This is a genomic window from Gordonia sp. SGD-V-85 (assembly GCF_001456905.1).
Taxonomy (GTDB): domain Bacteria; phylum Actinomycetota; class Actinomycetes; order Mycobacteriales; family Mycobacteriaceae; genus Gordonia; species Gordonia hongkongensis.
Window position 1 is genome coordinate 54296 of the sequence record NZ_LNQO01000011.1, and the last position, 14740, is coordinate 69035.

At 69.9% G+C, this 14740-nt stretch carries 11 protein-coding genes; 3 read left to right on the forward strand and 8 right to left on the reverse strand.

The genetic code is table 11. The features are described 5' to 3' along the window. Positions 1 to 134 precede the first annotated feature (134 nt). From AS181_RS14305 to AS181_RS14325, 5 genes are all read right to left on the reverse strand, one after another. Positions 135 to 1142 (reverse strand): esterase-like activity of phytase family protein, encoded by a 1008-nt coding sequence (locus tag AS181_RS14305; RefSeq protein WP_058252236.1) that lies wholly within the window; start codon positions 1140 to 1142, stop codon positions 135 to 137. 75 nt (positions 1143 to 1217) lie between these two features. Beyond that, complete coding sequence (locus AS181_RS14310; RefSeq protein ID WP_058252237.1) at positions 1218 to 3044, reverse strand: phosphoenolpyruvate carboxykinase (GTP); 1827 nt, start codon at positions 3042 to 3044, stop codon at positions 1218 to 1220. Between the two features lie 211 nt (positions 3045 to 3255). After that, entirely contained in the window at positions 3256 to 3660 is a 405-nt protein-coding gene (locus AS181_RS14315; RefSeq protein ID WP_396275656.1) for a DUF6802 family protein, read from the reverse strand. Further along, positions 3657 to 5204, reverse strand: a complete 1548-nt coding sequence (locus tag AS181_RS14320; protein WP_058252238.1) for a hypothetical protein — start codon at positions 5202 to 5204, stop codon at positions 3657 to 3659. The genes AS181_RS14315 and AS181_RS14320 overlap by 4 nt, the downstream gene beginning before the upstream one ends. After that, positions 5201 to 6079 carry a hypothetical protein gene (locus AS181_RS14325; protein WP_058252239.1) on the reverse strand — a complete coding sequence of 293 codons (879 nt, stop codon included), beginning with the start codon at positions 6077 to 6079 and terminating at the stop codon, positions 5201 to 5203. The genes AS181_RS14320 and AS181_RS14325 overlap by 4 nt, the downstream gene beginning before the upstream one ends. 223 nt (positions 6080 to 6302) lie before the next feature. Between AS181_RS14325 and trmB the strand changes: the two genes are divergently transcribed. The 3 genes from trmB (at position 6303) to AS181_RS14340 (ending at position 11238) form a co-directional block, all read left to right on the forward strand. Next, positions 6303 to 7094: a tRNA (guanosine(46)-N7)-methyltransferase TrmB gene (gene trmB / locus AS181_RS14330; RefSeq protein ID WP_058252240.1), complete on the forward strand. Its 792-nt coding sequence runs from the start codon at positions 6303 to 6305 to the stop codon at positions 7092 to 7094. Further along, the gene (locus AS181_RS14335) at positions 7087 to 7758 is read left to right on the forward strand and encodes an NYN domain-containing protein (protein ID WP_058252241.1); all 672 of its coding nucleotides are present in this window, start codon (positions 7087 to 7089) and stop codon (positions 7756 to 7758) included. Before trmB ends, AS181_RS14335 begins: the two co-directional genes overlap by 8 nt. 219 nt (positions 7759 to 7977) lie before the next feature. Further along, positions 7978 to 11238 (forward strand): MMPL family transporter, encoded by a 3261-nt coding sequence (locus AS181_RS14340; protein ID WP_058252242.1) that lies wholly within the window; start codon positions 7978 to 7980, stop codon positions 11236 to 11238. A gap of 179 nt (positions 11239 to 11417) precedes the next feature. Here the strand turns inward: AS181_RS14340 and AS181_RS14345 are convergent, their stop codons facing one another. The 3 genes from AS181_RS14345 to AS181_RS14355 are packed head-to-tail and all read right to left on the reverse strand — an operon-like array spanning position 11418 to position 14651. Then, the gene (locus AS181_RS14345) at positions 11418 to 12095 is read right to left on the reverse strand and encodes a response regulator (protein ID WP_058252243.1); all 678 of its coding nucleotides are present in this window, start codon (positions 12093 to 12095) and stop codon (positions 11418 to 11420) included. Positions 12096 to 12117: 22 nt separating this feature from the next. Continuing rightward, complete coding sequence (macS, locus tag AS181_RS14350) at positions 12118 to 13329, reverse strand: MacS family sensor histidine kinase (RefSeq protein WP_058252244.1); 1212 nt, start codon at positions 13327 to 13329, stop codon at positions 12118 to 12120. After that, positions 13326 to 14651 carry an AI-2E family transporter gene (locus tag AS181_RS14355; protein WP_058252316.1) on the reverse strand — a complete coding sequence of 442 codons (1326 nt, stop codon included), beginning with the start codon at positions 14649 to 14651 and terminating at the stop codon, positions 13326 to 13328. Before AS181_RS14355 ends, macS begins: the two co-directional genes overlap by 4 nt. Positions 14652 to 14740 lie beyond the last annotated feature (89 nt).

Here is a 14740-nt window from a genome sequence, read left to right on the forward strand (position 1 = left end):
GCGAGCTTGCGAGCGTCACGAAGGGTCTTGGTGAGTCGGGTTGCGAAGACCCTTCGTGACGCTCCCTCCGCAAGCTCCGGGCGCTCCTCAGGGAGCAGTTGGCCGGATCGTTCCTTCGGATTCAGGGAGCGGGGTTACTTCGGGATCTGGACCTCGAAGGAGTGGAGGCGATTGGGCGATCCGACGTTGTCCGACACCACGAGAAGGGTGCGGGTGCGGGTCTTCGCGAACGGGTTGTCGGGGTGCCAGTTGCCCCAGGCGAGTCCCGACATGTTGCCGGTGAGCAAGTGGGGCGTCGCGGTGGTCGAGAAGATGCGGCGCTTGGTCATCGCCTTCTCGCGTCCGCTCAGCTTCTTCTTGTTCGTCACCGAGGTGGCGCCCCGGGTCGTCGTCCAGAAGATGTTCGACAGCTTGCCCGGGCCACGTTCGAGCACGAGGAAGTCCGTCGAGTTGATGGCCAGCACATCGGCGGCCACCTTGTTGGCGTCGGTGCGATAGACGAACTCGCGATTGGTCTTGCCGAAGGTCAGCAGACGGGCCGATCGTGCGGCGTCCTGCCGGAGTCCGCCGGCGGTCAGGACGCTGACCTGACCCTGGGGTCCGACGGCCACGCCGGTGAGTCCGAGCTGGCCTGCCAGACCCGACTTCGACGACGGGCGCCACACCGACGGGAGCGGAAGGTCGCGGAGGACCTGTCCAATGGGCCCGATCTGCCGGACGAACTGGTTGTTGCCGCCGCTGACGACGGTGTAACCGCCCGCGGACTGGCGGATGCCCTCGAACTGGGCCTGTCCGGGCAGCAACGGGAGGAACCACGGGCCGAGGACCGTGCCGCCGCCGTTGATCCGCGGCTGCCCGGTGAAGGACGCGGTCACCGAGGTGTACCCGATCGACGCCGTGAAGAAGCGAGCCGGGAGCACGTCCTCGGCGATCATCACGTAGTTGCCGTTACCGGTCCGATCGATACCGGAGATCCGGTTGACGGTGGGAAGCCCGCTCCCGATCGTCGTCGAATCCGTGAAGAACGCCGTGACCCCGGCCCCGGAAGACGGTGTCGCCGAAGCCGGTTGGACCGCGACCGACGACGCCAGTCCCAGCACGCAGGCAGCGGCGACCGAGGCGCCCCACAGACGTAGTTTCATGAGGGGCACGATACCTCAACCGTCACTTCAGACCCATCCGTACGTTCAGCCTCGGAACCGCGCAGCAAGGCCGCGTCAGGCCAGGCGCTGCTTCAGACCGTCGAGCTCGTCGCGCAACGAGCTCGGCAGCTTCTCGCCGACGAAGTCGAACAGCTCCTCGATGGACGGGATCTCCTCGCGCCACTCGTCGGGGTTGAAGGCGAGCGCCTCCGCGACGTCCTCCGCAGGCACGTCCAGGCCGCTGACGTCGATCGACTCCGGCTTCGCGACGATGCCGATGGGGGTCTCGACACCCTCGGCCTCACCCTCGATGCGCTCGATGATCCACTTCAGCACGCGGCTGTTCTCGCCGAATCCGGGCCACAGGAAGCGCTTGTCGTCGCCCCGACGGAACCAGTTGACGTAGAACACCTTCGGCAGCTTCGACTCGTCGGCGTTCTTGCCGATGTTCACCCAGTGCTGCAGGTAGTCCCCGACGTGGTAGCCCATGAACGGCAGCATCGCCATCGGGTCGCGGCGCACGGTGCCGACCTTGCCCTCGGCCGCGGCGGTCTGCTCGGAGCCGACGGTGGCGCCCATGAAGACACCGGTCTGCCAGTCGCGGGCCTCGGTAACCAGCGGCACCGTGGTCTTGCGGCGGCCGCCGAACAGGATCGCCGAGATCGGCACGCCCTTCGGGTCATCCCACTCGTCGGCCAGCGACGGGCACTGCGAGATCGGGGTGCAGTAGCGCGAATTCGGGTGCGCTGCCTTGTGATCGGACTCCGGCGTCCAGTCGTTGCCGAGCCAGTCGGTGAGGTGCTCGGGCGCCGGGCCGTCGATGTCCTCCCACCAGATGTCGCCATCGTCGGTGCGAGCGACATTGGTGTAGAGGGTGTTTCCGGCCTCGATGGTCTTCATCGCGTTCGGGTTCGAGTCGTAGCTGGTGCCGGGAGCGACACCGAAGAAACCGAATTCGGGGTTGATCGCGTAGAGACGCCCGTCCTCGCCGAAGCGCATCCAGGCGATGTCGTCGCCCACGGTCTCGGCCTTCCAGCCGGGGATCGTCGGCTGGAGCATCGCGAGGTTGGTCTTGCCACAGGCACTCGGGAACGCCGCGGCGATGTAGTACACCTTGTTCGCCGGGCTGGTCAGCTTGAGGATCAGCATGTGCTCGGCCATCCACCCCTCGTCGCGGGCGATGACCGAGGCGATGCGCAGGGCATAGCACTTCTTGCCGAGCAGCGCGTTGCCGCCGTAACCCGATCCGAACGACCAGATCTCGCGGGTCTCGGGGAAGTGGGTGATGTACTTCTCGGTGTTGCAGGGCCACGGCACGTCGGCCTGGCCGTCCTCGAGCGGCGCACCGACGGAGTGCAGCGCCTTCACGAAGAAGCCGTCCTCGCCCAGGATCTCCAGGACGCGGGGGCCGACGCGGGTCATGATCTTCATCGACAGCACGACGTACTCGGAGTCGGTGATCTCGACACCGAGCTTGGGATCGTCGGAGTCCAGCGGGCCCATGCAGAACGGGATGACGAACATCGTGCGACCGCGCATGCTGCCCCGGTAGAGCTCGGTCATCGTCGAACGCATCTCGGCGGGATCGACCCAGTTGTTGGTCGGGCCGGCGTCCTCTTCCTTCTCCGAGCAGATGTAGGTCCGCGACTCCACGCGGGCCACGTCGGCGGGGTCGGAGTTGGCGAGGAAGGAGTTCGGCTTCTTCTCCTCGTTCAGCTTGACCAGGGTGCCGGCCTTCACGAGGTCGGCGGTGAGGCGCTCCCACTCCTCGTCACTGCCGTCGGACCACACCACCCGGTCGGGCTGGGTCAGCTCGGCGACCTCGGCCACCCAGGCCAGCAGTCCCGCGTGCTTCGTCGGAGCGCTACTCGGGTCCAGTCCGGGAATGGTGGCTGCGGTCATCGTTGGGGCCTCCTCCGAGGTGGTGGCCGCTTGAATGGCCACCTGTCAGGTCGTCTCGCGGTCAAGGATACGTCCACCGAGCGGGCGTTAGGTCACGGGGTTCGCCAGGTGCGGTCTATCCCACACCCGACGGACAGGTGACGAAAGTCCCTGGTGATCGCGCGCGCTCGGTCTCGGCGCGGAGCAGTCCGGGTCGGGCGCCGGTCACGTGTCAGCCGATTCGTCCCGATCCGCCGGAGATCCACTGGCCGGTGTCCGGGTCGAGAACCGCGGAACGGAACTCGCCGTCCGCACCGATCTCGGTGATCTTGTCGACCTGCCCGTCCCGATCGCTGTCCGTGTACACCGTAAAGCCGTCGGGCCCGTTGCGGGTGAGCGAATCGTTGATGCCGTCGTTGTCGGTGTCCACCTCGGCGGGTCCGAGATCCCAGATCCGGCCGTCGTCGTGCATCCACAGGTGATCGTCGAGATCGTCGGACGCCGGTGTCTCGTGCAGTGCGGCCACCGAGTCGACCGAGTGCGGGTCGGCGCCCTCGGCCGCGCCGAACGGCGAGGCCTCCTCCGGGCGGGCCGGGTCCGGAAGGTCGTCGGGGAACATCGGGTCCATCGAGATCACTGCTTCCCGTCGTCGTGGCCGGCCCGGGCGACCCCGGCCGTTCCGTCGTCATGCCCTCGGTCACCCCGACGTCCCGCCGGATCATCGGATTCCTCACCCGGGTCGTCGGTGCGGGAGGCGTCCGCCCAGAGCGATTCCGACCGCGCCACCAACTCACGGCGGATCTCCGCCGCGCGCTCGCGACGGGTTCGAGCGTCGCGGACCCCGACCCCGCTGCGCAGTCGGCGGATCTCCTCGTCGAGGCGCGCGACCTCGGCCGCCACCTCTCGGTTCCGGCGTTCGTGCGCCCGGGCGATCTGGCCGGCGATCCGGGTCTCGGCCGCGGTGACGCGCAGGGCGAGCTGGTGATCGAGCGTCGCCCGCGCCTCGGCGAGGAGCTCGGCGGTGCGCGCCTCGCGATCGGAACGCTCCGCAGCACTGCGCCGGACACGGATCACCCACGCCGCCACCGCGACTCCGAGGATCAGGGCGAGCGGCATGCTGACCCACTGCAACGTCTGGACCGACTCCATCGGTGCGACGACGAGGCGTCCCACACCCAGACCGGTCGAGGCCCCGAGGACGACCACCAACGCGTCTTCGGCGCCTGCGCGCCGCGCCCGGCCGCGCGACCGCTCGGTGTGGAGGGGTACCGCGGGCCAGTTCTCGTCGGCCGACGGCTCCGCGTCCAGGCCCACCAGGGCGGTCGACCGGACCGCGTCGACGCGCTCGTCGGCGCGACGACGGACGCCGTCGGCGAGGGCGGCCCAGCCGGTACGGGCCCATGCGCCGTACGCAGAATCCGCGGCGGGAGCGTGGCCGGCGGCGGACGCCGCCAGATCGCGCACCCCGGCGTGCAGTTCCGCCGACGTCTGCGAACGGACGCGCGCGAGTCCGGCGCGTACCGCCGCCAACCGGTCCGGGCGTCCGCGGTCACGTGCGGCGACCAGTTCGCGACGCGTGGCCAGGAGATCGTCGACGGCAGCCTGTGCGGACGCCGATTCGTCGACGCCGCCCGTCGGCGCGCCGAGGAGATGCTCGACCGCCCCGAGGCCCGCCGCGAGCCTTGCCCGCTCGGCGCGGAGCACGCCCGGCGCGTCAGTCGTCTCACGCAGCCACTCCACGAGGGCGTCGATCCCCGACTCGTCCACCGCACCCTCGAGGGCCGCGACCGACGACACCCCGAACAACGGCAGCGTCGCGAACGGGTCGAGGACGGCCCGGTGGGCGCGCACGGTCCGCGGCCACTCCCAGAACGCGTCGATCTTCGTGCACACGATCGCCACGATCCCGACCTGCGCGCGCATCTGCTCGACGAGGAGACGTTCCTCCTCACCGACCGACGACGACGGGTCGACGACCACGACCGCCGCACCGGCCGACGCACGCGAGCGCCCGCCGCGGGCGACGATGTCGAGGTCCGGGGCGAGCGCCCGGCAGGCCTCGACCAGCGTGCGGACGCCCACCCCGTCGGTCCCGACGACCAGCACGTCGGTGCCCGCGTCGACCCCGACGGCGTCGAAGCCGGTCAGCTCCCGCGCGGCGGCGAGTGCCGTGTCGGTCATGCGCCCGCTCCTGCCCCGGCCAGAAGTCGCTCGGCACCGGCGCGGTCGACGCCCGCCGCGGCCGCCTCCTCCAACCGGGCACGCAACTCGACCTCACGCCACTGTCGAATCCGGTCGACCCGCTCCCCGATCGGTCCCGCGAGATCAGGAACGCCGCTGGCGTCGCGGAGCGCCCGGCTCAGGGCCTCGGCGTTCGCGGCCACGGCGGAACGGGACTCGATGAGCGCGAGCGCGGTGTCGATGCCGAAGGCGTCGAGCCGGCGCAGCAACCCCTGCCGCATCAGCCGTTCGTCGGAACCCGGACGTCCCACGAGGAATCGGCCGGCCATCGACGGCATGCCGACGCCCGCGGCCGCCATCGTCGCCAGCGCGGCGAACTCGGCATCGTCGAGGTCGGCGCAGGCCAGCAACTGCGAGACCGGGTACACCGGCGTGTCCAGACGCCCTGCACACGACGCCGCCACCGCGACCGCCGCATCCCAGTCGCCGTGCGTGTCGGCCTTCCCGAGCACCACGAGCAGCCGGTCGGCCGGGAGGGACGCGAAGAGTTCGCGGTCGGCGCGCCGCGGCGGCCCCGCCAGGACCAGAATCCACAGATCGGTGTCGGCGGCCCCCTGCTCGTCCTCACCGGGCCCGATCACGGTGAGCGACAGCCGTTCTCGCAGCGCACGGGCCATCGTGTCCCGACCGGTCCCGGGCCGGCCGACGACCTGGACGTGCAACGGACGGAGGAAACGCCGGCCCGCACCGGCCAGGACGGGCACGAGCGGCGACACCGGGTCGACGAGGTCGACGAGTCGTCCCTGCTCGGCGGCCGTCCACAACTCGCTCCCGGCGGGCACGCCACGCCGGCCACCGTTCACCGGTGCCCCCACCCCAGCCTCCTCGCCATCCGACCCCTGCGCCTCCCACGACCCGCGTCCACCGCACCGCCACCCCGGGCATCGGCGCACGTGAACCGCGACAGGGCCGAGAATAATCGGGATCCGGGCGAACGGCGGAGACGGCTCCACATCCCCTCGCGGGGCCGGACGGGTCCGCGTCCGCACCGCTGCCGTCCGGGCCGCCGTTCCCCCGCGACTTCGCCGCAACGACACGATGCGCAACGATGGACGCGTGAACAACAGCCCCGACAGGTCCCGGTTGTACCCCCGCGTGACGAGCTTCCGCTTCCGCCGCGGCACGCTGACGACCGGTCAGCAGCGCAACTGGGAGACCCTGTGGCCGGTGCTGGGCCGCGACCTCGAGATCGGGCCGGAGCGGGTCCCCGAGCCGCAACTCGACCTCACCGAACTGTTCGGGCGCGAGGCCCCGAAGGTCCTCGAGATCGGCAGCGGTACCGGCATCTCGACCGCCGCGATGGCCGAGGCCGAACCGGATGTCGACGTCGTGGCCGTCGAGGTCTACAAGCCGGGCCTGGCCCAGCTCCTCGGCCTCGTCGACCGCAACGGCCTGACCAACGTCCGCCTGATCCGCGGCGACGCGGCCATCGTCCTCACCGAGCTCATCCCGTCGTCGAGCCTCACCGGTGTGCGGCTGTTCTTCCCCGACCCGTGGCCCAAATCGCGTCACCACAAGCGACGCTTCGTCCAGACCGGCACACTGGAACTGATCGCGGACCGGCTCGTCCCGGGCGGGGTGCTGCACATCGCGACCGATCACGCCGGTTATGCGGAGTGGATCGCGGAGGCGCTCGCCACCCAGGACGCCGACCGCCCCCACGTCGTGCAGTTGACGCGGGAGTCGCCGATCTCGCTGCAGCGGCCGACGACGAAGTTCGAGGGACGCGCGGAACGCGAGGGCCGCTACGTCAGCGAGTTCGTCTACACGCGGCCCATCCCGCCGGCCACCTCGACCGGCGACACCCCGACGGGAGCCCGCCATGAGTGACCACAGCCCGACCGGCTTCGCCGACACCATCTCCGGCCAAACGGGGACGCGCCGCATGCTGCTGGTGTGGGACGCACCCAACATGGACATGGGCCTCGGCGCCCTGCTCGGTGGACGCCCCACCGCCGCGCACCGTCCCCGGTTCGACGCCCTGGGCCGGTGGCTGCTGCAGCGGACCGCAGATGTGTCCGCTCTCACCGACGGAGGCGGCGCGGTCGAGCCCGAGGCCACCGTGTTCACCAACATCGCCCCTGGTAGCGCCGACGTCGTCCGGCCGTGGGTGGACGCTCTCCGTAATGTCGGTTTCGCCGTGTTCGCCAAGCCGAAACTGTCCGACGACAGCGACGTCGACTCCGACATGCTCGACCACATCGAACTTCGCAGGCACACTGTTGGACTAGCCGGCGTGATAGTGGCGTCCGCCGACGGTCAGGCATTCCGCGAACCGCTGCTCGAGGTGGTCGGCGACGGGGTGCCCGTCACCGTCATCGGGTTCCGCGAGCACGCCAGCTGGGCACTGAGCACCGAAGAACTGGAGTTCATCGATCTCGAGGACATCCCCGGCGTGTTCCGCGAGCCGCTGCCACGCATCGGCCTGGACTCCCTGCCGGACGAGGGCGCCTGGCTCACACCCTTCCGCCCGCTCAGCGCACTATTGCGCTGACTGCGGCGTCGCGGCCCTGCCGAGGTCGTCGGGCGGCGGTCCGCGACCCGGCATCCGACGCCGACACGGGTGTGCCCGCACGTGCCCCCGAGGCCCACGCCTCAGGGATCACTCAGGCAGCACTGTCAGGATCTTCCGGGAAACTGACAGAATCGCCACCGGCGCCCCGAGACGACGGCGCCGAACAGGCCCGACCAGTCGTACACGAAAGGACATCGCGTGTTCCGGTTCATCGGCACATTCGTCTACCGAATGCGCTTCCTCGTCATCGCGGTGCTCATCGCGATGATGGCCGGACTCGGGCTGTACGGTCTCGATCTCGGCAAGCACCTCAGTCAGAGCGGCTGGTTCGATCCGACGTCGGAGTCCGACACCGGTGCGCGCTACGCCGACCAGGCGCTGGGGCGCGACCACACGTCCGACATCATCCTGCTGGTCACCCCGCCGGAGGGCACCCGCGTCGACGACAAGGCGTTCGGCGCGAAGGTCGAGACGTTCGTCGAGGACCTCATCGCGACGCACCCCGACATCGTCGGACGCGCCGATCCCGGTCTATACGACCCGTTCCTCGTCCAGCCCGCGCAGAGCACGCTGCAGGAGCGGCTGTTCACCGAGGACGGCAGACACGCCTTCATCAGCATCGGCGTCGCCGGCAACGACGACACGACGGTCCTCAACAACTACAAGACCATCGAACCGTTCTTCGAGGACATCCCCGAACGCTTCGATCTACCCGGTACGACCTTCGAACTCGCCGGCCTGCAACCGGTCGCCGGATCGATGGCCGAGGGCATGGACAAGGACATCCACCGCGCCGAGGTCCTCGCGCTGCCGCTGGTGGCGATCATGTTGTTCTTCGTGTTCGGCGGCGTCGTTGCCGCCTGCCTGCCCGTCCTCATCGGTGGTCTGACCATCGCCGGTTCGCTGGGCATCATGAAGATCCTCGCGCTCACCACCGAGCTCAACATCTTCGCGCAGTCGGTGGTCACGCTGATCGGTCTCGGCATCGCGATCGACTACGGCCTGTTCATCGTGTCGCGTTTCCGCGAAGAACTCGGTGAAGGCTATTCGACCAAGGCCGCGGTCCGAAGAACCGTGATGACCGCCGGTCAGACGGTGGTCTTCTCCGCGACGATCATCGTCGCCGCCCTGGCGTGTCTGCTGATCATGCCGCAGGGGTTCCTCAAATCCGTCGCCTACGGCGCGATCGCGTCGGTCTCGCTGGCCGCGATCCTGTCGATCACCGTCCTCCCGGCGATCCTGGGCATCCTCGGACCCCGCGTGAACATGCTGTCGATCAGCACGGTCATGAAGTACACCGCCGTTCCGCTGGCCCGGCGCTTCTCCGGCGAGGAACGCGCAGCGGCCATCCAGAACCGCTTCAGCGGTCGCATGAAGACCAGCCAGGAAGTCGAGAACGGCTTCTGGGGCCGACTCGCGACGTGGGTGATGAAGCACCCGGTCAAGACCGCGGTTCCCACCGTGCTCCTGTTGCTCGCGCTGATCATCCCGTTCGGCAGCATCCAGTTCGGCGGGATCAGCGAGAAGTTCCTGCCGCCGGACAACCCCAACCGGGTCGCGCAGGAGAAGTTCGACGAATACTTCCCGAGCGAGCGAACCGAGGCCATCAAGCTCGTCATCATCTACGACGAGTCGAGCCAGGCCGACCAGAACAAGCTCGATGCGATCGCGCAACGCGCCGACGCGGTGCCCGGCTTCACCAACAAGTTCAGCGACGCCGACAAGTCCGACTTCGGGTCGTTCGACGCCGAGCGGTACCCGAACGTGGGCGTCTACCAGGTGTCGGCTGGTCTGGTGGACCGGAACACCGCCGCCCAGGCGATCGAGCAATTACGCGCGATCGACACCGAGGGCCTCACGATGTACGTCTCGGGTACCCCGGCCCTCACCCAGGACTCGATCGACGCGCTGATGCAACGGCTCCCGCTGATGGCGGTCATGCTCGTCCTCATCACCGGCCTGCTGATGTTCCTGCAGTTCGGTTCGATCGTCCTGCCGATCAAGGCCGCGCTCATGACGGCCCTGGGTCTCGGTGCCACGCTCGGCATCCTGACGTGGATCTTCGTCGACGGTCACGGCGCCGAGCTGGCCAACTTCACCCCCGGCCCGCTGTTCGCAGCGGTGCTCGTGCTGATCATCGCCATCGTGTTCGGCCTCTCGACCGACTACGAGGTGTTCCTGCTCTCCCGCATGGTCGAGGCCAGACAGAAGGGCGCGAGCACCACCGAGGCGATCCGCAGCGGCACCGCGCACACCGGCGGCATCATCACCGCGGCCGCCGCGATCCTGGTCGTGGTCACCGGCGCGTTCAGCCTGTCCGAGATCGTGATGATGAAGTACATCGCGTTCGGCATGATCGCCGCGCTGATCCTGGACGCCACGGTGATCCGCATGTTGCTCGTCCCGTCGGTGATGAAGCTGCTCGGGGACGACTGCTGGTGGGCACCGCGGTGGATGCGCGTGGTCCAGCGCAAGATCGGCCTCGGCGAGACCGTCCTCGACGACGAACCCGACGAACAGCGCGACGCCGGTGCCGGCGCCCGCCCGATGAGTGCGGGCACCGTGGTGGCCGAGGCGCCGACCTCGGTGATGGCCGCGGCACGCAGGCAACCGGTCGCCGCCGGCGCGGTCCCCGCCCGGGGTCGTGTCCCGGGCGCCGTCGGTCGCCCCGCCGCACCGGCACGGCCCGCCCCGGACCGACCGCTCACCAACGGTCGCCCGACGGGTCAGGCCCCCGACCAGCGCACAGGTCCCGGTCCCACCCCGACTCCGCCGTCCCCCTCGGGTCCGCCGCCGACCACCACCGGCCGCCCGGGTACTGCGCCGACCCCGCCGCGCACTCCGCCGGCGCGCGTCGGACCGACGCCCGTGCCCGGTGCCCGGGCCCCCGAACCGGCCGGACGCCGTCCCGCGACGCCCTACCGCCGCTCCACCGTGTCGAAGGGTGATCGTCCCGACACCGGCGGCTGGAGCCTCGGCGAGGGTGGCATCCGACTCGGTGACCCCGCACCTCGCTCGGAGAACGGGGACCGTCCGGCGGTCACTCCCCCGTCCGCCCCGCCACGGGTGCCGGAGACCGGGCGGCCGAATCCCGGAACCGCCCGGCCGACGCCGGAGCCGACCGGCCAGCGCTCACCGCTCGGACGCCGGCCCACCCTCGACGAGACCGGTCGTCGCCCCCTGGCCGCCTCGGTCAGCCCCGAGACCTCGACCCCGTCGTCTCGGAGTCGTCGCAGCAACGGTCCGTCGCCGATGGAGCGCGGACTCAGCGCCGATGCGACCCCGGCCGCCGCGCGGTCCGACGCCGGTCCCGCCTCGGGTGAGCAGGATCGCCCGGCCGACGAGTCGAACCGCCGCCGTCGCCCGCGTACCGACCGGCACGCCCGGTCCGACGAGACCGGTGACGACGGCCAGATCAGCGTCCAGGAACTGCTGAAGCGGAGTCGCTCACAGAAGTGACCGCTCGGACCCCCGTTCGCGGCCACGGGTCTCGTAAGCGGATTGATCGCGAGTCATGCTGGTCAAGTCACCCAAGCCGGCAGACGCGCCCGCGAGCGGTTCGCTGACGACCTCGGGGCTCGCCGTCAGCGAGTGACCCGGCGGCACCCGCCACCGTCGAACACGGCCTGGCCGAGGACTCAGTCCTCGTCCAGGCCGTGTTCGATCACGTAGCGGGTCAGTTCCACGCGGTTGCCGAGCTGGAGTTTGCGCAGCGTCGCCTGGACGTGGTTCTCGACGGTCCGGTGACTCAGGTCGAGGCGCCGCGCGATCTGCTTGGCGCTCAGTCCTTTTGCGACCAAACGCAGCACCTCGGTCTCACGCTCGGTGAGCGCGGGCGCGGCGGGTGCGGCGTCGGGCTGCTGGGACATGCGCCGGTACTCGCCCAGCACCAGCCCCGCGAGACCCGGGGTGAAGACCGCCTGGCCGTCGGCCGTCGCCCGGACCGCGTCCACCAGTTCTTCGCGTGACGACGACTTCACCAGATAGCCGCTGGCCCCGGCCTTCACGGCCTCGAGAACGTCGTCGCGCTCACCCGATGCGGACAGCACGAGGATGCGGGTCTTCGGCGAGACCTCCAGGACCGCCGTCGTCGCCTCCGTACCGGTCCCGTCGGTCAGCTGCATGTCCATCAGGACCACATCGGGGGTGACGGCGGCCGCACGTCGACCGGCACTGCCCACGCCGTCCGCGGTGGCGACGACGTCGAATCCCTCGTCGGCGAGATCGCGGGCCACCGCCTCTCGCCAGATCGGGTGGTCGTCGACGACCATGATCCGCAGCGGCGCCCGCCCCTCGTCACTCCGGCCTGCACTCATACTCGATGCTCCCCTTCGCCTTTCAGCTCTCGTCCCGCGGGACGGTGAACTCCCATTCCGTACCCGCACCCGGTTCGGTGTCGAGGCGCGCGGCGCCGCCGAGGGATTCGATCCGTCCGACGATCGACTTCGACACCCCGACGCGTCCCTGCGCAACCGCCTCGGCGAGCCGGCCGTCCGGGATGCCGATCCCGTCGTCCCGCACACTCACCACGATGTCCCGCCCCAGATCCTCCACCAGGATGTACGCACGCGCACCGGGACCGGCGTGGTTCACGACGTTGTCGAGCGCGTTGACCACCGCCGCGCGGATCTCCGCGCCCCTCTGCGCTGACACCATGACCGGGTCCGCGGGAGCACTCACCGACACCCGCGCGTCGGCGAAGACGCGCAGGGCGGCGGCGAGATCAACGCTGCATTGCGCATCGGTATCGGCGGCGACGGGTTCGTCCGTGTCGGAGATCAGCCGACGCAGCGTACGCTCCTGCTCCGCCGCGAGGGTGGCGAGTTCACCTGTCGGACCGCCGATCTCGCGTCCGCGACGCGCGATCAGCGCGAGCACCTGGAGTACCCCGTCGTGCACCTCACGGGAGAGCCGTTCGCGTTCCTCGGCAGCCGCAGCGATCCGCGCCGCCCGGGACAGCTGGTCCTGGACCCGACGCGCGTTCGCAGCCGCGAGCCCGACCGCCATACCGGTCGCCACGATGACGATGATGGTGGCGTTCCGACCGAAGTCGAGGTTCAGTTCGCCCTTCACGAAGGTGCTGGTGCCGCCGATGACGAGCCCCGACACGATCCCCCCGACCGGGCCGGTGAGGATCGCGACCGAGATGACCGCGTTGGTGGCCCACAGCGTCGTCGGCCAGCTCTGGTTGTTCCACGCCCACTCCGCGCCGGCGACATACGACGTGGACAACATCAGCGCGCAGACGACGAGCACCTCGGCACCGACCCACACCCGGTTTCGCGCGAACCCGACGAAGTAGCCGATCCCGCTGACCAGTGTCCACGCGGAGAGCAGGCCGAAGAGCACCCAGGCGACGCCGCCGCGGTCGAGGTCGGGATTGACGGCGATGTGGAAGCCGAGTGCGTACAGATAGGACAGCAGCCGGAAGATCTGGGCGCCCCGCCACAGCGGACCGACCGGGTCGTCGTCGATGACACGTGCCAGACGATCCGGATCGGTGTCCCGGTCCGGCGGGCCGACCTCGAGCCCCGGCCACCGGCGCGTCACGTTCCCGCGCCCCGACCGTCCCCGCCCCGGTCACTGCCCTCGCGGTCGGTCTCGACCTCGTCCCGGCGACCATCCGCCGGGCGTTCGGATCCTGGGTTCCCGGCCTTCGAGGGGGTGCCGGGGGCCTCGTGTGCGAGCGTCTCGGCCGCGGCGTCGGGGTCGTCGGTGTCCCACGCCGGTGAATCCGGCTCGGCGACGACCCCCGGGCGCCCGTCCACGGGCTCGGTCGAGTCCCCCTTCAGGCGTCGGATCGCGGTGTTGAAGAACGCGATCAGGGGCACCGCGAGCAGACCACCGATGATGCCGGCCGACACCAGGCCGGCCGCGATCCCGAGCACCACCGCAACCGGATGCAGGCGCACCGACCGCCCAAGCAGGAACGGTTGCAGCACATGGCTTTCGAGCTGCATGACACCGACGACGATGGCGAGGGCGACGACCGCGGCGATCCAGCCCTGGGTCACCAGGGCGACGAGCACCGCCAGCGTGCCGGTGACCAGGGCACCGACGATCGGGATGAAGGCGCCCAGGAAGACCAGCGAGGCCAGCGGAAGCGCCAGGGGCACTTGCAGGATGGCGAGTCCGATCCCGATGCCGCAGGCGTCGACGAAGGCCACCGCGACGGTCGCCCGGACGTACCCGACGAGTGTGCCGAAACCGGCGATACCCGCCTCCCACACCCGATTCCGATTGGTTTCTGGGATGAGCTTGACCGAGAACTGCCAGATCTGACCACCGCCGTAGAGGAAGAAGATCAACAGGAACAACGTCAGCAGGGCGCCGGTGATGATCTCGCTGGCCGTGGTGGCGGTGGCCAGCGCACCACTGGTGACACGGTCCTGGTTGTGCTGGATGAAGTCGAGCGTGTCGGTGCCGAAGTTGCGCACCTGGTCGCGATCGAGCCCGAGAGGCCCGTTGATGAGCCATTCCCTGGTCTTCTCGACGGTCACGGTGACCTGCTCGGCGAGTTCGGGAACACCGTCGATGAACTCGCGGACCACGAAGGTCATGACGGCGGCGAGCAACCCGATCGCGACGACGAGGTTGACGATCACCGCCAGCGAACGCGGCAGACCGCGCCGGTCGAGTGCGTCGACCCCGGGAACCAGCATCGCCGAGATCAGGATGGCGAGGGCGACCGGCACGAGGACTTCCTCGAACTCCCGGAACAGCCTGGTCGCGACGTAAGCGGCCGCGACCAGGAGCAGTAGCCGCCACGCCCACTCCGCCGCCGCGCGTACCTGCGGATGGACCTTCGCCCGGTCGATGGACGCGAGGTCCCGGACGTCGCGCGGCCGGTCGGCTCGTTCGGCTTCGGTCACGAGAGTCACACTAGTGCTGCACCGCGGGGACAGGACGCCGTACACACCCCCGATTGCGCAGGTCGCCGACGGGGGTCGTCACCGACACC